The organism is Lacticaseibacillus camelliae DSM 22697 = JCM 13995 (assembly GCF_001311195.1).
GTDB lineage: Bacteria > Bacillota > Bacilli > Lactobacillales > Lactobacillaceae > Lacticaseibacillus > Lacticaseibacillus camelliae.
Genome location: NZ_BBAJ01000016.1, coordinates 1 through 19955 on the forward strand (window position 1 = coordinate 1; position 19955 = coordinate 19955).

Here is a 19955-nt window from a genome sequence, read left to right on the forward strand (position 1 = left end):
TTTTTATGGAGAGTTGTCCGAGAGGCCGAAGGAGCATGGTTGGAAACCATGTATACGAGTTTACCCGTATCAAGGGTTCGAATCCCTTACTCTCCGTTGAGTATGGCCCGTTGGTCAAGTGGTTAAGACACCGCCCTTTCACGGCGGTAACATGGGTTCAAATCCCGTACGGGTCACTTATGGAGGATTAGCTCAGCTGGGAGAGCGTCTGCCCTACAAGCAGAGGGTCACAGGTTCGAGCCCTGTATCCTCCATTTTTTTGCTTTTGGTTCCATGGTCTAGTTGGTTAGGACGCCTGCCTGTCACGCAGGAGATCACGAGTTCGAGTCTCGTTGGAACCGTTCCACATGAAAAAGCGTTCATCCTAGGATGAACGCTTTTTTTGATGTCTAGCCGTGAATCCGAATAAAGATAAACGTCAGGTTCAAGATGATGCCTGCCCAACTAAACGGTAGCGGATTTGGTTTGATGCGGCGTGTATTGAGTACACTTGCCACGACCAGAAACGCTGCGCAGAAAGACAAAGTGAACTGTTGCATCCAGTAACCCATGCCAAGCCCTGCGAGCCCAAGTACCGCCAATAGCCATAGCGGCAGATTTCCGGCCCATACGCAGAGCAGCAGTAAGCCGTTGATCAAGGCGAAAACGATTGGCGCAAGCGTGGTGAGACCTTGGGTTAGGTTTGCGCTTAACATGATTTGAATGAAGGTCAGTTCAACCAGCCAACCGGTGATGGCCATCTTGGCACTCATCTTCTGAGTGGCCAACAGCCAGCCGAGTCCAACTTGGGCCAGTGCCAGCGGCAAGAGCGCCCACTGACTGCTGCTGCCGATGATGGCAAGCGCGAGGGCCGCAATCGTCCACGGCGTTGTGCGGCTGGTGGTGCTCAAAGCGGCCAAGACGAGGGTCAGGCCAAGCAGGGCCAAAAACGGCCAGTCATGCCAGTTGAAGTTTGACAGGCTGAGCATTAGTGGCAGAGTCGCTGCCTGAAGAAAACGGCTGACGCTGAGCACACATTTTTGAATCGTCATAAGCAAATTCCTTTCATCATGTGTCCTATGATACCGAACAGGGCGATGCGGTGCAAAAGTAATTTGTGATGGCCTGCAAAGGACGTTAGATTTAACCCTAACCCTGTGATAAGATTAGACAGTTGCAAAGAATTCCCGATGGGATCCAAGGCGGCGCGTCTTGGAGATGCCTTGTAACCGAAATTAAAGGGGGAAACAATTAAGATGCAAGAACGTCATCTATTTACCTCAGAGTCAGTCTCTGAGGGTCACCCAGACAAAATTGCAGATCAGATTTCCGATGCAATTTTGGATGCGATGCTGGCGCAGGATCCGGATGCTCGTGTGGCGTGTGAAACGACCGTGACCACAGGGCTAGTCCTGGTGGTTGGTGAGATTTCGACCACTGCCTATGTTGATATTCAAAAAACAGTGCGTGACACGATTCGCCGCATTGGTTATGACAAGGAATCCGGGTTTGATCCGGACTCCGTCGGTGTGCTAACGGCGCTAGATGAGCAGTCGCCGGACATCGCGCAGGGGGTCGATGATTCCTACGAGGCGCGTGAAGGCGAAGATGATCCACTTGATCGCATCGGCGCCGGCGATCAAGGTATGATGTTCGGGTACGCGATCAACGAGACGCCTGAGTACATGCCGCTGCCAATTGAGCTGGCACACAAACTGATGCAGCGGATCGCTAAGCTGCGCAAGGATGGGACCATTACTTACTTGCGCCCGGACGCGAAGGCGCAGGTCACCGTTGAATACGATGATCACGAAAAGCCGATGCGCGTGGACACCGTTGTGGTGTCCACTCAGCATGATCCGGATGCCACCTTGGCCCAGATTCGCAAGGATGTCGAGGAGCAGGTCATTCGCGCGGTGATTCCGGCCAACCTACTGGATGACAACACGAAAATTTATGTGAACCCAACAGGCCGGTTTGTGCTGGGCGGGCCCGAAGCGGACTCCGGTTTGACCGGGCGCAAGATCATCGTCGATACTTATGGCGGCTTTGCGCGTCACGGTGGTGGGGCCTTCTCTGGCAAGGATGCGACGAAAGTTGACCGGTCTGCCTCGTACGCGGCGCGCTACATCGCCAAGAACGTGGTGGCGGCCAAGCTGGCTGACAAGCTGGAGGTCCAGCTCGCCTATGCGATTGGGGTGGCTCAGCCCGTGTCGGTTTCGGTGGATTGCTTCGGAACAAACAAAATTCCTGAGGCAAAAATTGCCGAGGCCATTCGCGATAACTTTGATCTGCGGCCGGCGGGAATCATTAAAATGTTAGACTTGAAGCGGCCGATTTACGAGCAAACCGCCGCCTATGGTCATTTTGGACGTACAGATGTTGATCTGCCATGGGAACACCTTGATAAGGTGGCCGATTTGGCGAAGTACTTAGATTAACGAGAAAAGAGGCGGCCGTTCCAGGATGCTGGGCGGCTGTTTTTTATGGAATGGAGAAATTATAGTGAGTAAAACCAAGCAAACCAACGTGGCAATCACAACAATCGCAATTTTCGTGGCGACGTTCATGACCGCGATTGAAGGCACAATTGTGGCGACTGCCATGCCCACGATTGTCGGTGACCTTCACGGCGTTCGCCTGATGAACTGGATCGTGTCGATATATTTGCTGACCAACGCGATGGCAACGCCAATCTACGGTAAATTTGCGGATAAAATTGGCCGCAAGCCGGTGTTTCTGCTTGGCTTGCTGATTTTTATCATCGGGTCTGCAGCCTCGGGGCTTTCCCAGTCTATGCCGGTCCTGATCATCTGCCGCGCTTTTCAGGGTATTGGTGCCGGCGCATTATGCCCGTGACCTTCACCATTATTGCGGACATCTATCCGTACGAAAAGCGGGCCAAAGTGCTGGGATTCAATGGCTCGGCGTGGGGCATCGCGTCGGTGGTCGCACCACTGCTTGGTGGCTTCATTGTCGATTCTCTGTCCTGGCACTGGATCTTTTTCATTAATGTGCCCATTGGCTTGATCACGATGGCGCTGATCGCGGTCTTTTTCCACGAGCAACACGAAACGGTACCGGCACCTGTGGATTACCTGGGGACGTGCTGGCTGGTACTGACGCTGCTGCTGTTGATGCTGGGCTTTCAGGCGTTAGCCGGGACCCATGGACTGTCTAGTTTTCTGGGCCTGCTCATTGGGGCGGGCATCACCCTGTGGTTGTTTGTTCGCCGTGAACGGCGCGCCGCCGATCCCATTATCGACTTGAAGCTGTTCAGCAATCGCCCGTTTGTCGTTGCCAACGTGCTGGCCGCCTTGGTGTCCGGAGTCGTGATCGGCTATGAGACTTATATGCCGATGTGGGTGCAAGGGGTCTTAGGCATGGCGGCGTCGTTTGGCGGCTTTGCCATCACCCCCAGCAGTCTGATGTGGGTCATCGGCTCCTTCGTTGCGGGACGTTGGCTGACTAAAACCGCGCCAAAACGGATCCTGACCTTTGCCCTGCTGGATATTCTGGTGGGCATCCTGATCCTGGCGCTAGTGCCCGAAAGCACACCGTACGTGGCCTTCTTGGTGATTGCTGGGGTGATGGGCTTTGGGTTTGGAATTGTCATCACGACGACGACAGTTCGCGCGCAGGCGGTCGTGAAACCGGACGAGGTTGGCGTGGCGACCAGCTTTAACACGCTGTCGCGGACGCTAGGCCAGACGCTGATGGTGTCTTTGTACGGCGTGGTCCTCAACCTCCGCATGGCGCAGGGCGTTGCGGCCCACCCAGCAGTGAACATGGGGATGCTGAATCGGTTGATCAATCCGCAAACCGCCGTTAGCCTGCCGCGTCACCTGTTGCCCGTGCTCCACGAAATTCTGTACTCTGGGTTGCATAACATTTACTTCTTTTCCGTGGTCATTGTCGTGTTGGGTTTGGTGTTCAACGCCTTGGATCGCTCGGGCAAGCAGTAGAATTTGGCAGGCAGAATTATTGAGAGTTGTAATTTTAGTTTGAAGCCGTCATAATAGAAGAAAAGGCTTTTGGGGGCGCTTCATTGTTCTCTTACGAAAAATTACAGACGCTGAACGATATTGAGACGGCAATTTACAATTACGTCATCAAGCACGAGGCGGCAGTGGAAACCATGCCCATCCGGGAACTGGCCAAACACGCCCATGTTAGTACCGCTTCTGTCCTGCGTTTTGCCGAAAAAAATGGGTTACGACGGCTATGCCGAACTGCGCTTTGCGCTGAAGCAGGATCGTAAAGCAAAAGCGGCAGAGTTTCAGGCCACCACTTACGATACTTCGGTCCAACTGGCTGATTTTTTTCAACAAGGTGAATTCCGCCGATTTCAGTAAGTTAATTGACGAAGCGCTAGCCATGGTTCTAAAGGCGCCTTTGGTGATGTTTTTTTTGGGTTAGGGTCAGGGAACTCGCTTGCGCAGTACGGCGCACGCTTCTGGTCGAACGCGGGGAAAATTGCATTGCCTGTGTACGATCCATTTCAGCCCTTCCCGCAAAGCAGTCCGCTGCCGGCAGGGACGGTCTTGGTCGTGCTCTCGGTTTCCGGTGAAACGACTGAAACCATTGATTTTGTGAATAAGGTCCGGCCCGAAGACGTCAAGATAATTGCGGTGACAAATTCAGGCAACTCGACCATGGCCAAACTGGCCGACTTGACGATTGCGTACTTCATGCCCGAAATTAAGCACGCCTCGCTTAATTTGACGACTCAGGTGCCGGTGGTCTACCTGATTGAGCTGATCGGTCACCGACTGGATGAGCTCAACCACCAGTAAACATAACGATAGTCTGACACCCGTTACAATCCTGTAACGGGTGTTTTTAAGTGAAACCGGTTTCTTTACAGGCCTCAGGGGTAGCGCTTACGTGGTGGAAGCGGCTACACTAATAACTGTGATGAGCGCATCACATTGATTTCGGCCGAAATCATTCATATCGCAGGGTGACCTGCACAAGCGTTTAGCAATGATACATTGACTTGGCTGCCGAGTGAAATCGGCGGCAGAAAGATAGGTGAACATAATGGGGGATTATATCAACCAAAAAGTTTTGCCTAAGATCATGAAGTTCACGAGCACCCGTCCGATCACGGCCTTGAAGAATGGCATGATGTACACCATTCCTTTCATCATCGTGGGGTCCTTCTTCCTGATTTTGGGTTCGTTGCCTGTTGAATCATGGGCAAACTGGATGAACAGTACCGGCTTGGTTCCGTACTTCAACCAGATTTATAACTTTAGTTTTAACATCATGGCGCTGATTGCCGTTACCGGGATCGCGTATGAATGGGCACGTGCTGAAAAAATCGATCCGCTGGCTTCAGGGATCACCGCGCTGCTGTCATTCCTGATCGTGCTGCAGCCTTCTAACCCAATCGTTAACCAGGCTGGCAAGACCATCGTCACCAACTCCCGTGGGATCACGGGCTGGATCGATACCGGCTTCTTAGGCGGTAAAGGGATGATCGCCGCGATCATCATCGGCCTTTTGACCGGCTGGATCTATTCCTGGTTCGTTAAGAACAACATCACCATCAAGCTTCCTGATTCAGTGCCAGCGAACGTCGCTAACTCGTTCATCGCGCTGATTCCAGCCGCCGTTCTGCTGACCGGCTGGGGCCTGGTTTACATGTTCTTCGATCACTTTGCCCACGAAGGCATGCTGCAGTGGCTGTACCAAGTTATTCAGACACCACTGCAAGGGCTGACTGATTCCTTCGGCGGGGTCCTGGTTGTTTCCCTGCTGATCACGTTCCTGTGGTTCTTCGGGGTTCACGGGTCCGCGATTATCTCTGGTGTTATGACTGGGATCCTGATGTCCAACTCAACTGATAACGCTGCGCTGTTCCACTCAGGCAAGGCGCTGACGGTTGCTAACGGCGGCCATATCTTCACGCAGGCGCTGCTGGACCAGTTCGGGACTGTTACCGGTGCTGGTATCACCGTTGGGCTGCTGTTCTACATCCTGTTCTTTGCGAAGTCCGATCAGTTGAAGGCGTTGGGTACTTTGGAAATTGCCCCAGCGATCTTCAACATCAACGAGCCATTCCTGTTCGGGATTCCGCTGGTTATGAACCTGTTCTGGCTATTCCGTTCATGGTTGTCCCTGCACTTTCCATGTCGCTCACTTACTTTGCGATTAAGCTTGGGATAATTCCACTATTTAACGGGATATATGTGCCGTGGACCACACCGGCAATCTTCTCTGGGTTCTTGGTCGGCGGCTGGCGCACTGCCCTGTGGCAGGCTCTCATGCTGGCCATGTCCTTCGCGGTTTACTTCCCATTCATCCGCACCTACGACAACACGTTGTTGAAGCAGGAGCAGGAGAAGTTGGCTGAGGAAAACAAGGAAAAATCTGATACTGCAACGGCTCAGGCTTAATGCTGAACTAGTCTAATTAGTTCTTAAGCGTCCGGATCCCGTGGATTAAACACCGGGCTTCGGGCGCTTTGTTTGTTGAAAGGAGTGCCACATGGCAAAATTACGCAAAGATTTTCTCTGGGGTGGGGCTGTTGCTGCGCACCAACTGGAAGGCGGCTGGCAGGAAGGCGGTAAAGGCGTTTCCGTGGCCGACGTGATGACGGTTGGGGCCAACGGGGTTGAACGGCGTATCACCGACGGGGTGAAGCCCGGCGAGAACTACCCCAACCACGACGCCATCGATTTTTACCACCACTACAAAGATGACGTGAAACTGTTTGCCGAGATGGGACTCAAGGCTTTTCGGACCTCGATCGCGTGGACCCGGATCTATCCCAATGGGGACGAGACCGAGCCAAATGAAGCCGGACTGAAGTTCTACGATGACCTCTTTGATGAGCTGTTGAAAAATGGCATTCAGCCGGTCATTACGCTGTCCCATTTTGAGATGCCCTACCACCTTGTCACTGAATACGGTGGCTGGCGGAATCGCAAAGTGATCGACTTCTTCGTTCGGTTTGCCACCACGGTCTTTAAGCGGTACAAGGACAAGGTCAAGTACTGGATGACCTTTAACGAGATCAACAACCAGGCCGACTACAAGGCCAAGTTTGCGCTGTTCACCAACTCGGGGCTGCTGATCAAACCAGGCGAGAACGCCGAGGCGGTGATGTATCAGGCGGCCCACTACGAGACGGTTGCCTCAGCGTTGGCCGTGCAAATCGGCCACAAGATCAATCCCCACTTTCAAATTGGGGCGATGATTGCCATGGTGCCGATTTATCCAGCCAGTCCTGATCCCCGCGACGTCTTCAAGGCCGAGCGGGCCATGCAGTCCCGTTACTGGTTCGCTGACGTGCAGGCCAACGGGCGCTACCCAAGCTGGCTGACCGAGTACCAAAAGGCGAAGAAGATGAACCTCGATATCACCCTGGCTGATTTGGATGTGCTTAAGGCCGGGACCGTTGATTACATTGGTTTTTCTTATTACATGTCGTTTGCCGTGAAGGCCAAAGCAAGCGAACCTTCAGCCTTTGACTACCAGGAAAGCGTCGACAAGGTCGAAAATCCCACGGTGAAGCGCTCTGAATGGGGCTGGCAAATCGATCCGGTGGGGCTGCGTTACGCAATGAACTGGTTCAACGACCGGTATCACCTGCCGCAGTTCATTGTTGAAAATGGGTTCGGCGCGGTCGACAAAATCGACGCCCAGCACCATGTCCACGACGATTACCGGATCGCTTACCTGAAGGCACACATCGAGCAGATGAAGCTCGCGGTTGAAGTCGATGGGGTGGACCTCATCGGGTACACGCCATGGGGATTCATCGACCTGGTGTCTGCCGGCACCGGCCAAATGGATAAACGCTACGGGTTTATCTATGTGGACAAGAACGATGAGGGCAAAGGCACACTGGCGCGCTACAAGAAGGATTCCTTCTATTGGTACCAGCAAGTCATTAAGAGCAACGGTGAGGATCTGGACGCCAAGTAGGAGGCGGGCGTATGAAAACATTCGTCGGATTTGACGTCGGCGGGACGACCATCAAATACGGTTTAGTCTCGGCGGCAGGCAAAATTTTAGATCACGGGTCGTTTAAAACGCTCAAGCGCGCGTCGAGCAACGTCAACAAAATGGTCGGTGTGGTCACCGCTTATCAAAAGCAGCAGGTCATTGATGGCGTGGGGGTCGATGCCCCAGGAATTGTCGACAAAGATGGTTACATGATCACCGGTGGGGCCATTGACAGCTTTTACCGGTACCCACTGGGGAAGACCCTTCGCGACAAGCTGAAGCTGCCTGTCAAGGTCGAAAACGATGCCAACGCGGCCGCCATTGCCGAACGCTGGCTGGGCAACGCCAAGGATGTCGACGATTACGTCTGCCTGGTTTTGGGCACAGGCATCGGCGGCGGCCTTGTCCTTAATGGGGACGTCTATCGCGGTGCGCATGGGATGGCCGGTGAAATTGGCTGGAGCATCACGCATGACTTGGATTTTCGCGACGACCTGGAAGGGGTTTCGCTGAATTATGCGGCTTCGGTGGTCACCGGGCTGGTCCGGCGCTACAATCTGTCCCTTCAGCACTATGACCCCAAAGCCAAGCCGGAAAAAGACGCCGCTCAGATCATTGCGCTGGCGCACGAGGACGATATGATCGCCCTGCCGGTGTACAGCCAGTTCTTGAGCGATGTGGTCGTGATGCTGATGAACCTGATTGGCACACTCGATCCTGAGCGGATTTTGATCGGCGGCGGGATCAGCCAAAACGACACGTTCATGCAGGACCTGCAGGCGCGGTTTGACGAGTACATTGCCCGCCACCGCGGACTGAATGAGGCCCGCAAGAGTTTTCCGTACAAGATCATGCCGGCTGGGCTGCGCAACAACGCAGGCCTGATCGGGGCGGTTTATCCGCTGACCCGGTAACGCAAAAGGATCCAGACTTCCTGGGGAGGAGGTCTGGATCCTTTTTTTGTCCGGCATCGAAGGCCGTTATTTTCGTGAGTTGGCCTTGTGCTGAGGACCGGCCCAGCCGGTGGGCCCCACGGCGGTCAGCCACGGGTACATCAGCCACCACAGCAGCATCAGGCCGGCCAAGGCAGAGCTCCAGCCGGCGAACACATCAGTGGGAAAATGGACTTGCACATAAATGCGCGAAACGCCAATGAGGATGATCATCACCGTTGAGAAGCCGACCAGAAAGTGGCGAGCGCGCGGCAGCGACACCAGGCTGAGCGCGATCAGGATGACAGTCCCGTAAAGCAGCATTGAGCCGCTGGCGTGCCCGGAGGGAAAACTCCAGCCCCCGGCAGTAGTCAGCGGGGTGATCCTTGGGTCTTGAACAAACGGGCGTGGCCGGCGAATCCAGTTTTTGATGATGTGGTTGACTAAGCTCATCAGGCAAATCGAAGCAAAGGCGAACCAGGCATAGCGGCGCCGCCTGAAGTAAAAGAGGACGGCGGCGACAATCAGGCCCACGATCACGACCACCGGCGGGTCGCCCAGGTTGGTGATCACCAGCACAATGGCGGTCAGCCAGGTCGGGCGGTACGCGGTGACCACTTGGACGACGGCATGATCAACGGTCGAGATCCATGCGGCGTGCGTGATGACGCCGCTTAAAAGTGGGATGAAAACCGCTAAACTGACCGCGGCTATAATCAGCGGATACACAGGACGTTTTTTCATAATAATGAATTTTAGCATACTTCCGTGGGGATGCCGCTTGTTTCAACCTTAGGATTTTGCTATGATTGACGCAACATCGAACGTGTTTGGGACGAGTAGGCAAAGTGTTTCGCTTAAGAAAGCAGGCGGCTGCTGCAAGCCTGTGCGAAGCTTCGGCGAACTGACCCAAGTCATGCACGCCGGCACTGGCCGTTATCCAGAAACAAGGGCTGCTGTTAGGCAGAACTTAGGTGGTACCGCGGCAAAAAGCCGTCCTAACAATGTTAGGACGGTTTTTGTCGTTTTTCCTACCACGCTCGATAAATTCAAGGAGGCATTAAGCATGTACGATCACAAGGCGATCGAGAAAAAGTGGCAAAAGCACTGGGCTGAGCACAACGAGTTCAACACGACGACGGACCCGAACAAGAAGAATTATTACGCGCTGGACATGTTTCCGTATCCGTCAGGGCAAGGCCTGCACGTTGGCCACCCTGAGGCTACACCGCCACGGACATTATCGCGCGGATGAAACGGGCCCAAGGCTACAACGTGCTCCACCCAATGGGCTGGGACGCTTTCGGGTTGCCTGCCGAGCAATACGCGCTGAATACCGGCCATAATCCCAAGGGCTTTACCCACAAAAACATCGAGACCTTCAAGCGCCAAATCAACAGTCTCGGCTTTTCCTACGACTGGAACCGGGAAATTGCCACTACGGATCCTAATTACTACAAGTGGACCCAGTGGATCTTCGAGCAGCTGTACAAGCATGGCCTGGCTTACGAGGCGGAAGTGCCGGTCAACTGGAGCCCGGACCTGGGCACCGTGGTCGCCAACGAGGAAGTCATCGATGGCAAAACCGAGCGCGGCGGCTTCCCTGTGATTCGAAAGCCGATGCGTCAGTGGATGCTGAAAATCACCGCTTACGCCGACAAGCTTTTGGCCGACCTCGATGACCTCGATTGGCCGGAAAACATCAAGCAGATGCAGCGGAACTGGATCGGCCGCTCGGTGGGCGCGCAGATCACTTTTGAGGTACAAGGCACTGACAAGCAGTTCGATGTCTTTACCACCCGGCCAGACACCCTGTTTGGCGCAACCTATGTGGTCATGGCGCCGGAGCACGCGCTTGTCGACGCCATCACGACCCCTGAGCAGAAGGCCGCGGTGGCTGCTTACAAGGCAGGCATCGAGCACAAGTCTGACCTTGAGCGGACCGATTTGAATAAGGAAAAGACCGGCGTGTGGACCGGGGCCTATGCCACCAACCCGGTGAACGGGGATAAGTTGCCGATTTGGATCTCCGATTACGTGCTGGCGACATACGGCACCGGCGCCATCATGGCGGTGCCAGCTCACGACGATCGCGACTACGCGTTTGCCAAAAAGTTCAATCTGCCGATCCGCGCAGTCATCGAAGGCGGCGACATCGATGATGCTGCCTACACCGGCGACGGTGTGCACATCAATTCCGATTTTCTGAACGGCAAGAACAAGCAAGACGCCATTGACACGATGCTGCAGTGGCTGGAAGACAAGAAGATCGGCGAGAAGAAGGTCAACTACAAGCTGCGCGACTGGGTCTTCTCCCGGCAGCGCTACTGGGGCGAACCGATTCCGGTGATTCACTGGGAAGACGGCGAAACCACCCTGGTGCCCGAAGATGAGCTGCCCCTTGTGCTGCCTGAAGAGGCGGACATCAAGCCGAGCGGTACCGGCGAATCGCCACTGGCCAACCTGGACGACTGGGTCAACGTGGTCGATAAAAACGGCCGCAAAGGTAAGCGCGAGACGAACACCATGCCGCAGTGGGCAGGGTCGTCCTGGTACTTCCTGCGCTTTGTCGATCCCCACAACAAGGAAAAACTGGCCGATTACGATAAGCTGAAACAGTGGATGCCCGTTGATCTGTACATCGGTGGCGCGGAGCACGCGGTCCTCCACTTGCTGTACGCGCGGTTCTGGAATCTCTTCCTGTATGATATTGGCGTGATCCCGAACAAGGAACCCTTCCAGCGGCTGTTCAACCAGGGGATGATCCTGGGCGACAACCATGAGAAGATGAGCAAGAGCAAGGGCAACGTGGTCAATCCGGACGACGTGGTCGAAGAATACGGTGCTGATACGCTGCGGCTGTACGAGATGTTCATGGGCCGCTGGATGCCGGCATCGCCTGGAGCACAACTGGCCTGGCCGGGGCGCGGAAGTTCCTGGACCGTGTCTACACGACCTTCATCGACGACAATGGCAAAATGCGTGATCACATCACGACCATCAACGATGGCAAGCTCGACAAGGTTTACAACGAAACGGTCAAGAAGGTCACCGAAGACTACGATGCGCTGCACTTTAACACGGCCATTTCACAGATGATGGTCTTCATCAACGAGGCGCGGAAGGTCGATGACCTGCCGTACGCGTATGTCGAAGGGTTCGTCAAGCTGCTGGCGCCGATCGCCCCACACCTGATGGAGGAAATCTGGCAGAAGTTGGGCAATGAACACAGCCTGACTTACGCCCCATGGCCAACTTACGACGAGAAGGCCTTGGTCACCAAGCAGGTCCAGCTGATGGTCCAGGTCAACGGCAAGCTCCGCGGTCATGTTATGGAAGCCGTGGATGTTGATAAAGATCAGGCCATTACGGATGCGATGGCGATCGATAACGTCAAGAAGTTCACGGCTGGCAAGACAATCGTTAAACAGATCGTGGTGCCAAATAAGATCGTCAATATCGTGGTTAAGTAGTGCTAAAGTGGTCCGGCGCAGGTCGGACCATTTTTGTGCGAAAAATTACGGATTGCTAACGTCTCCGGGTTCTGATTGAAAGGAGCCCGTGCTTCACTTAAAATAGAGAATAATCTAAAGGGCCTCACCGTTTCAGTAGAGGTCATATCAAGTGAGAAAATTGGGGTAAAGGCATGGCAAAAAAACCGCAAGTCAAAACACCGAGTGCGCAGGAACAAATGCTGCGCGGGTCGCTTGGATGACAGCCGGAAGTATTTTTGTCCCGAGTCCTCGGGGCAATTTATATTATTCCGTGGCGCATCTGGTTAGGTGCGGCTTTTTTTGGCGGCCAATAATCTGTTTACCAAAGGGTACAACATTTACAGCATTTTCCTGACGATTGCGACGGCCGGGGTGCCAGGGGCGATTTCTAAGCAGGTGGCCCATTACAACGCGATGAATGAGTACCGCACCGGCATTCGGCTCTTCAAGCAAGGCACCATTTTGATGGGGGCCATGGGGCTGCTGTCCTTTGGCTTGATGTGGGTGCTGGCGCCGTGGCTGGCGCTCAACGACCCTGCGCTGACGCAGGTCTACCGGTCGCTGGCCTGGCCGCTGCTGATCATTCCTGTCATGAGTATCATGCGGGGGTTCTTCCAGGGCTATAACGACATGGCGCCGTCTGCGCTGTCGCAGCTGGTTGAGCAGGTGGCACGCGTCATTTACATGCTGGTCATGACTTACGCCATCATGGTGCTGGGCAGTCACAATTACGTGGATGCGGCGTCGCAGTCGACGTTTGCCGCGTTCGTCGGGGCCGTTTTTGGCCTGTTGTTGCTGGTTTTAGTCCTGCTTTCCCGGCGCCAGAAGTATCAGACCTTGGTGGAGGGGTCGACAGATGCCGTGAAGATCTCCACGCCACACATCCTGAAGGAAATTGTGGCGCAGGCGGTGCCGTTCATCATTATTGGGTCCGGTATCAACCTTTACTACTTGTTCGATCAGTACACCTTTAATCCCATGATGGCCAGCCATTGGCGCGCCAGCACGGTCGAACTGAATAGTTTGTTCACGCTGTTTGCCGGGAACGCCAATAAGCTGATCATGATCGTGATCAGCTTGGCGGTCGCCATGTCGTCGACGGTGCTGCCGCTGCTTTCAGGGGCGAAGACGCGTGGGGATAAGCACGCCATCGGCGAACAGGTGACCAATCTGCTTCAGCTGTTCTTCATTGTCATGGTGCCCAGTGCACTGGGGATGGCGGCGGTGGCCAAGCCGCTTTACGTGGTTTTCTATTCTTACGATCAGCTTGGCATTCGGCTGCTGGTGCTTTCTGCGTTTGTGGCGGTGGGCATGGGCTTGTTCACGGTGCTGGCCGCGGCACTGCAAGGACTGTTTCACAACCGCATCGCCATTTACGACATGCTCGTGGGGATGGTCGTGAAGGTCGTCCTGCAGTGGCCGCTGATTTACTTCCTGAATGTCTGGGGGCCATTAGTCGCGACCTTGGCCGGGATGCTGGTGTCCAGCCTGCTCATGATTCACGCGCTGCGTCAGCGTTATCCGGTCCGGCTGCGGCAAACCGGTCGGCGCCTGGTCGGGATCACGCTGTTTTCGGTATTGATGGCAGTCGTTGTGCGGCTGATCGTCTGGCTGGTGGGTCTGGTGATTGCGCCTGAACGCGCAGTCGGTGCGGTGGTTGCCCTGGTGATTGCAGTGCCGGTTGGGGTCGTCATTTACGGCTATGCGCTGCTGAAGACGCGCCTGGCTGACATGGTGCTGGGCGAACGCGTTGGCCGGCTGCGCACGCGCCTGCACATGAGGTAGGCCAATGAGATTAGATCGCTATTTGGCTAATCTTCAGTACGGGACGCGCAGCGACGTCAAAAAAATGATCAAGGCCAATCGGGTCGCATTGATGGCCAAAAAGTTCGCAATGGCAGTGTGGCTGTCGCGCCCGGTGCGCAGGTGACCGTCGACGGTGAAGTGGTTGGCGGCAGTCTGCAGGTTTACTACTTGATGAATAAGCCCAGCGGGGTCTTAACGGCTAATTCCGACGCGGCCCAGAAAACGGTCCTTGATTTGATTCGCCCGGCCGATAAGCGGCCGGGCCTGTACCCGGTTGGTCGGCTGGATAAGGACACGACCGGCTTGCTGTTACTTACCAATGATGGCGCACTCGGACATGCGCTTTTGGCCCCTAAGCGCATGTGCCAAAGACCTACCTGGTGACGCTGGCTTCGCCGCTAACGCCTGCGATGGCGCAACAATTGGCACATGGGATCACCTTTCAGGAGTTCACCAGCGCACCTGCGACCGTGGTGGTGCGCCCCGCAAGCGGCCAGCGTCTAATTGAGTTAACGATTCACGAAGGCAAGTTTCATCAGGTGAAGCGGATGCTCAAGGCAGTGGGTAATCAGGTCACTGCCTTGGCACGGGTTCAAATGGGCCCGTTGCAGCTGCCCCCAGACTTAGCGCCTGGGCATTACCGGAGCCTGACGGCTGAGGAGTTGGGCCAGCTGCTCAAGGCAAAAAAATAATCGAACCGCCACCTGGCGATTCGATTATTTTTTTCGGCCTTACACCTGCGCTGCGGCAGCGCGCTGCATGTAGTTTGGCAGCTGCTGAATCAGCATCGACGGGAGGACCACGTAATTGGTTTTCGCCAGTTCCTCGGCGATTGCGCTGTGGGCGTAGACCGCTGCTGAGACGACATCGTCGCTCAGGCCGAACTGGGCAATGAAGCCGGCCAGCATGCCAACGAGGGTGTCGCCCATGCCGCCGGTGGCCATTGCAGGGGTGCCCACGGGGTTCTCATAGCTGGCTGTTGGCGTAAATAGTTCGGTGCGGTGTGATTTCACGATCACCGTTCCGGGCAGTTTAGTTGCGGCGGTTTGGTTGGCCAGTGGGGTTTGATCCCGCACGGCAATGCCGGAAAGACGCTGCCATTCCATCTGGTGTGGGGTCCAAACGGTGCGGGCGTGGCTGACAGTGAGTTGGTGCTCGGCAATCAGCGTGATCGCCGAGCCGTCGATGATCAGCGCCTGCGAATCCTTGACGGTTTTCAAGGTGTGGCTCAGGATCGATGCGGCCAGCTCATCGGTGCCTAGGCCGGGGCCAATCGCGACGACGTCCACCGTGCGGATCAAGGCCATCAGCTGCGGATCATCGTAGGGGATGATCATAGCCTCAGGCAGGCGGGCGTGTAAGGCGCTACGGTTGACTGGCGCGGTGGCGACGCTGACCAGGCCGGCACCACAATAGACGGCAGCGCTGGCGGCCATGATTGCGGCCCCACCGAACTGAGCGTTCCCGCCGATGACCAGCACGCGCCCAAAAGTCCCTTTGTGGCTTTCTTGGGGCCGCGGCTGGATGACCCGATTGATCAACGATGCGGAAATCTTCTTCACAGCAATCACCTCATCAGCATTATACCGCACCACTAGGTGGCTTTTTTTCCCAAAAGGGGTTGGCAAGACGCCGTTTGATTGATATACTTATTCCTGTTGTTGCCGCAATGGCGGAATTGGCAGACGCGCAGTGTTCAGGTCGCTGTAGGGTTTTCCCTGTGCAGGTTCGACTCCTGTTTGCGGCATCAGGCGACATCGAAGTCGGTCATCGAAAGGTGATCGACTTTTTCTTTTGCGTTTTTATGGGTCACCGGGGTTTGCAGGGGGAAATCATGGCAATCGCAAAAAAGATATTTCAAAGGTTAAATATTGCAAACCATGACTCATTCTAAGAAGCCGGCTGGCCAACTTAGAATCCTTTAATACTTGGCAAACGCGAGAGACCAGGGACTGGATGCCTCAGAAAACTCCGTTGCAGTGGGCAATTTTGCGCCTGCTTCTGTTCGTCAGTGGTGACTGAGCCCCGGTGTCAGCCAGAATTGTTCAAGAAAAAAATCGCATTTGTTCGCGAAAAACCTCCACACATGCTTGACACCCCCCTCTAATCAATTTATAATCTTAGATATTCTCAAGTACGTTAGAGGCGGAATTGGGAACTATCTCATAGGTTGGAGGCTTATGTGTATGAAGATGAATAAGAAACGAGGCGCGGTGGTCGTCGCATTGACGCTGGCCACACTGCTCGCTGCTTGCGGTAATAGCTCAAGTAGCAACAGTTCCTCAAAGAACAGCACTTATAATTATGTGTATTCGACTGATCCGGATAACTTTGATTACTCCGTTACCAGTCGTGCGACCAACAGTAATCACTTGGCCAACTTCGAAGAGCCTTTGATGAGCACTAACAAGTATGGTGAAATCGTCCCAGGTCTGGCAAGTTCTTACAAGGTGACCAATGGCGGCAAGACTTACACTTACACGCTGCGTAAGGGTGTGAAGTGGGTCGATGCCCAAGGCAACACGTATGCCAACGTTAAGCCGCAAGACTTTATCACTGGTATGAAGCACGCCGTTGAAGCAAAGTCCGAAACCTTGTACATCGTTCAAGGCTCCATCAAGGGCTTGGATGATTACGTCAATGGTAAGACCAAAGACTTCAACAAGGTCGGCATCAAGGTTGTTGGCAAGAACAAGATTCAGTACAACTTGAATGAAGCAGAACCATTCTGGAACTCCAAGTTGCAATATGGGATCTTGGAGCCAGTCAACGCGAAGTTCTTGGCTGAAAAGGGCAAGAGCTACGGCCAGCCAAAGGCTAACGCGATTTTGTACGATGGCCCATACCTGCTGAAGAACTTCACTTCGAAGTCTGTCATCGAGTACACGGCTAACCCGAAGTACTGGAACAAGAAGAACGTTCACGTTACGGACGTCAAGGAAACATACAACGACGGGTCAAACCCAGACGCTTTGTACAAGTCCTTCCAGAAGGGTGATTTCTCTCAGGCGCGGGTATACCCGAACCTGCCAGGTTACAAGTCAGTTAACAAGAAGAACGTTGTTTGGGGTCCTCAGGACGCTTCGACGTACAACATGACCTTCAACTTGGACCGTAAGTCATACAACATGACCGATAAGAAGACGGACAAGCAAAAGGCTGACACGAAGAAGGCTGTTTTGAACAAGGACTTCCGTCTGGCGATTCAGTTTGCGTTTAACAAGACCGCGTACAACGCGCAGTCAACTGGTGCCGCTGGTGCGACGAAGTCTCTGCGTAATTCATTCATCCCGCCTACTTTTGTTCAGGCTGACGGTAAGAACATCGGGACCTTCACCCAGACAGATCTGCACGCACTGGGCTCTGAATACAAGTTCATGGATCTGACGGATGCGCAGGATGGCACTTACAACAAGGCTGCTGCCAAGCTGAATTTGCCAAGGCGAAGAAGGCACTGTCTGCTGAAGGGGTTTCATTCCCAATCAAGCTTGATCTTCCTGAAGAGGAAAAACAGGCGCTGCAGCTGAACCAAGCTAAGTCCTTCAAGAAATCTGTTGAGTCCGTGCTGGGCAAAGACAATGTTGAAATCGACATCATCCAAGCTGCTGAAGACAAGTACTTGGCAGGGACTTACCAAGCTGCAACTGGTGCACAGTCCGACTTTGATATCAGTAACGCTTCCGGCTGGAGTCCTGACTATCAGGATCCTTCCACTTACCTGGATATCTACAAGCCATCTAGTGGTGCGCTGCTGAACACCTTGGGTCTGACGCCTGCTTCTGCTTTGACTTCCGCAGCCGACAAGGCTGATTACGCCAAGGCTGCCAAGGCTGCAGGTCTTGATAAATTTGAGGAATTGACTAACCAAGCCGAGGCCATCACAACTGACACGAATGCTCGTAACAAGGCTTTTGCTAAGGCTGAAGCTTACCTGTTGAGCACTGGCGTTCAAATTCCAATCAATTCTCTGGGCGGTACTCCTTCTGTAACGAAAGTTGTTCCATTTACTGGTTTGAAGTCATGGACTGGTGCAAGTTCATCTCGTTTCGATGGGATGAAGATGCAGTCTAAGCCTGTTACGACTTCGCAGTTCAACAAGGCACTCAAGGCGTGGACCGCAAAGCGCGCTGAAATTGCTAAGGAACAGGACAAGTAAACTAAGCTTTGAGCTGACTCGATAAGCTCTTTGAACTTAGGCGTGTTAAAGGGCTAGCACACTGATAATGTGACTAGCCCTTTTTCTTTAATGAAGATAAGAGGGGGAACCGCACATGAAGAAGTATCTGTTCTTTCGCGTACTTCGTTCAATCGTGAGTATCTTTCTGGTCACGACCCTGACATTCATCCTGATCTACACGATGATCCCACGACGGGACGTGTTCAAGCAGGATCCGATGATCAACAAGTTGTCCTCGAAGCCCGACTCGCTGACTGATTACAAGAATAACGCGTACGAAAAAAATGAACTACATGGATTACAAGGACACTAGGTCACTGATCAAGACGGTCGAGAAAGCCGATCCTAAGGTCACAGTGACAGCTGCCCATACCGCCTCCAACCAAGCTGCGTTCGAAAAGTGGACGAAGGCTAATGGTTATACCTTGCACCGCTTTAAGATCAGCAAGGATTACTATGCTACGCGTGATCTGCCAATTTGGGAACGGCTCGGCCGCTTCTATGGCAATATGATCAAAATCGATACCCCGTGGGCCATTCATGACCCGAAAAACCCGAATCTGCCGCGCTACCTGAAGATCAAGCATGATCCTTTGGTTGGCTGGGCTGTCGTTGGTTCGGGGACAAAGTACCGTTACCAGCTTTACTTCAACTCGAAGTTTCCGTACATTCACGAGAACTTCTTGAAGTTCAACCTTGGGACTTCCTATCCAACTTATGCTGGCGAACCTGTCAGTGAAGTGATTGGCGGCGGCCAAGGCCCTGCCGACAGCATCACTAAGACGTTCCCGAACGGTCGTAAGCTCATCACGTCTGATGACGTGTACACACGGGCCTACCAGCCGCGGAAGCACCGCGATCCCGAAGCCTATGAACAGTACAAGGACGATTACACCAGTACCGAGCAACTCAACCGCGATCCTTCAATGGTTGGGACTTCTGTCCGGGCCGGGTTCATCGGGCTGATCATCTCGTACGCCATTGCGATTCCGATGGCCATTTACATGGCGCGGAAAAAAAGGCAAGTGGTTCGACCGCGCCGGGACCTTCGTGGTCACCGTGCTGATTGCCGTCCCGAGTCTGGCCTTCATCTACGTCTTCCGTTACTTAGGGGCCACGCTGTTCGGCCTGCCGGATTCATTTCCAACTTTGGGGGCCGAGAACTGGCGTTCTTGGGTTCTGCCTGCGGTGGTCTTAGGGCTGCTGAGCGTTTCCGGGCTGGTGATCTGGTTCCGGCGTTTCATGATCGACCAGCAGAAGTCTGATTACGTGAAATTTGCCAAGGCCAAGGGCCTGAACGAAAGCGAAATTTACACCAAGCATATCTTTAAGAACGCCTCGATTCCAATCGTTCAGGGGATTCCTGGATCTATCATCGGATTGATCGGTGGGGCCACGATGACCGAAGAGATTTTCGCTGCCCCTGGGATGGGGAAGATGCTGCCAGATTCAATTTCTGCGCACAATAACGCGGTCGTTATCGCACTGGTCTTCATCTTCACCACCATTGCTGTTCTCTCCGTTCTGCTTGGCGACATTGCCATGGTCCTAGTTGATCCGCGAATTAAGCTGTCGTCGTCCGACACATCAAAGGGGGAGGAATAGTCA

General features: G+C 54.1%; 8 protein-coding genes, 5 tRNA genes, 8 pseudogenes and 1 riboswitch. Of the genes and pseudogenes, 18 read left to right on the top strand and 3 right to left on the bottom strand.

Features of this window, described 5'->3' with window-relative positions; all coding sequences use genetic code 11:
* The first annotated feature begins 7 nt into the window (after positions 1-7).
* From JCM13995_RS04490 to JCM13995_RS04505, 4 genes are all read left to right on the top strand, one after another.
* Positions 8-96 (top strand) — tRNA-Ser (locus JCM13995_RS04490).
* An 8-nt stretch (positions 97-104) separates the two neighbouring features.
* Positions 105-176 (top strand) — tRNA-Glu (locus tag JCM13995_RS04495).
* Between the two features lie 5 nt (positions 177-181).
* Positions 182-254 (top strand) — tRNA-Val (locus JCM13995_RS04500).
* A gap of 13 nt (positions 255-267) precedes the next feature.
* A tRNA-Asp gene (locus JCM13995_RS04505) sits at positions 268-341 on the top strand.
* A 48-nt stretch (positions 342-389) separates the two neighbouring features.
* Here the strand turns inward: JCM13995_RS04505 and JCM13995_RS04510 are convergent.
* Positions 390-1031 (bottom strand): hypothetical protein, encoded by a 642-nt coding sequence (locus JCM13995_RS04510; RefSeq protein WP_054662945.1) that lies wholly within the window; start codon positions 1029-1031, stop codon positions 390-392.
* A gap of 117 nt (positions 1032-1148) precedes the next feature.
* Positions 1149-1235, top strand: a riboswitch (SMK box riboswitch).
* On the opposite strand from JCM13995_RS04510, the gene metK reads away from it, so the two are divergent.
* From metK to JCM13995_RS04540, 8 genes and pseudogenes are all read left to right on the top strand, one after another.
* Positions 1236-2420: a methionine adenosyltransferase gene (gene metK / locus JCM13995_RS04515; RefSeq protein ID WP_054662947.1), complete on the top strand. Its 1185-nt coding sequence runs from the start codon at positions 1236-1238 to the stop codon at positions 2418-2420.
* Positions 2421-2445: 25 nt separating this feature from the next.
* A pseudogene (locus JCM13995_RS04520) lies at positions 2446-3944 on the top strand (MDR family MFS transporter).
* An 83-nt stretch (positions 3945-4027) separates the two neighbouring features.
* The gene (locus JCM13995_RS17520) at positions 4028-4240 is read left to right on the top strand and encodes a hypothetical protein (protein WP_162230907.1); all 213 of its coding nucleotides are present in this window, start codon (positions 4028-4030) and stop codon (positions 4238-4240) included.
* Positions 4188-4334: a hypothetical protein gene (locus JCM13995_RS14310; protein ID WP_156314318.1), complete on the top strand. Its 147-nt coding sequence runs from the start codon at positions 4188-4190 to the stop codon at positions 4332-4334. Before JCM13995_RS17520 ends, JCM13995_RS14310 begins: the two co-directional genes overlap by 53 nt.
* Positions 4335-4394: 60 nt before the next feature.
* A pseudogene (locus JCM13995_RS13685) lies at positions 4395-4775 on the top strand (SIS domain-containing protein); the annotation flags it as partial.
* A 247-nt stretch (positions 4776-5022) separates the two neighbouring features.
* Positions 5023-6383, top strand: a pseudogene (locus JCM13995_RS04530) (PTS sugar transporter subunit IIC).
* A gap of 91 nt (positions 6384-6474) precedes the next feature.
* A complete protein-coding gene (locus JCM13995_RS04535; RefSeq protein ID WP_054662950.1) occupies positions 6475-7917 on the top strand; it encodes a 6-phospho-beta-glucosidase in 1443 nt (480 codons plus the stop codon).
* A gap of 11 nt (positions 7918-7928) precedes the next feature.
* Positions 7929-8852 carry an ROK family protein gene (locus JCM13995_RS04540; protein ID WP_054662953.1) on the top strand — a complete coding sequence of 308 codons (924 nt, stop codon included), beginning with the start codon at positions 7929-7931 and terminating at the stop codon, positions 8850-8852.
* A gap of 66 nt (positions 8853-8918) precedes the next feature.
* Here the strand turns inward: JCM13995_RS04540 and JCM13995_RS04545 are convergent, their stop codons facing one another.
* The gene (locus JCM13995_RS04545; RefSeq protein ID WP_054662955.1) at positions 8919-9614 is read right to left on the bottom strand and encodes a phosphatase PAP2 family protein; all 696 of its coding nucleotides are present in this window, start codon (positions 9612-9614) and stop codon (positions 8919-8921) included.
* Positions 9615-9936: 322 nt separating this feature from the next.
* On the opposite strand from JCM13995_RS04545, the pseudogene leuS reads away from it, so the two are divergent.
* The 3 pseudogenes from leuS (at position 9937) to JCM13995_RS17525 (ending at position 14862) form a co-directional block, all read left to right on the top strand.
* Positions 9937-12343, top strand: a pseudogene (leuS, locus tag JCM13995_RS04550) (leucine--tRNA ligase).
* 173 nt (positions 12344-12516) lie between these two features.
* Positions 12517-14149, top strand: a pseudogene (locus tag JCM13995_RS04555) (putative polysaccharide biosynthesis protein).
* 4 nt (positions 14150-14153) lie between these two features.
* A pseudogene (locus tag JCM13995_RS17525) lies at positions 14154-14862 on the top strand (pseudouridine synthase).
* A 39-nt stretch (positions 14863-14901) separates the two neighbouring features.
* Here the strand turns inward: JCM13995_RS17525 and JCM13995_RS04565 are convergent.
* Positions 14902-15732 (bottom strand): NAD(P)H-hydrate dehydratase, encoded by an 831-nt coding sequence (locus JCM13995_RS04565; RefSeq protein ID WP_054662957.1) that lies wholly within the window; start codon positions 15730-15732, stop codon positions 14902-14904.
* A gap of 101 nt (positions 15733-15833) precedes the next feature.
* Here JCM13995_RS04565 and JCM13995_RS04570 point away from each other — a divergent pair.
* From JCM13995_RS04570 to JCM13995_RS04580, 3 genes and pseudogenes are all read left to right on the top strand, one after another.
* A tRNA-Leu gene (locus JCM13995_RS04570) sits at positions 15834-15917 on the top strand.
* Between the two features lie 439 nt (positions 15918-16356).
* Positions 16357-18326, top strand: a pseudogene (locus JCM13995_RS04575) (ABC transporter substrate-binding protein).
* 115 nt (positions 18327-18441) lie between these two features.
* Positions 18442-19952, top strand: a pseudogene (locus JCM13995_RS04580) (ABC transporter permease).
* Positions 19953-19955 lie beyond the last annotated feature (3 nt).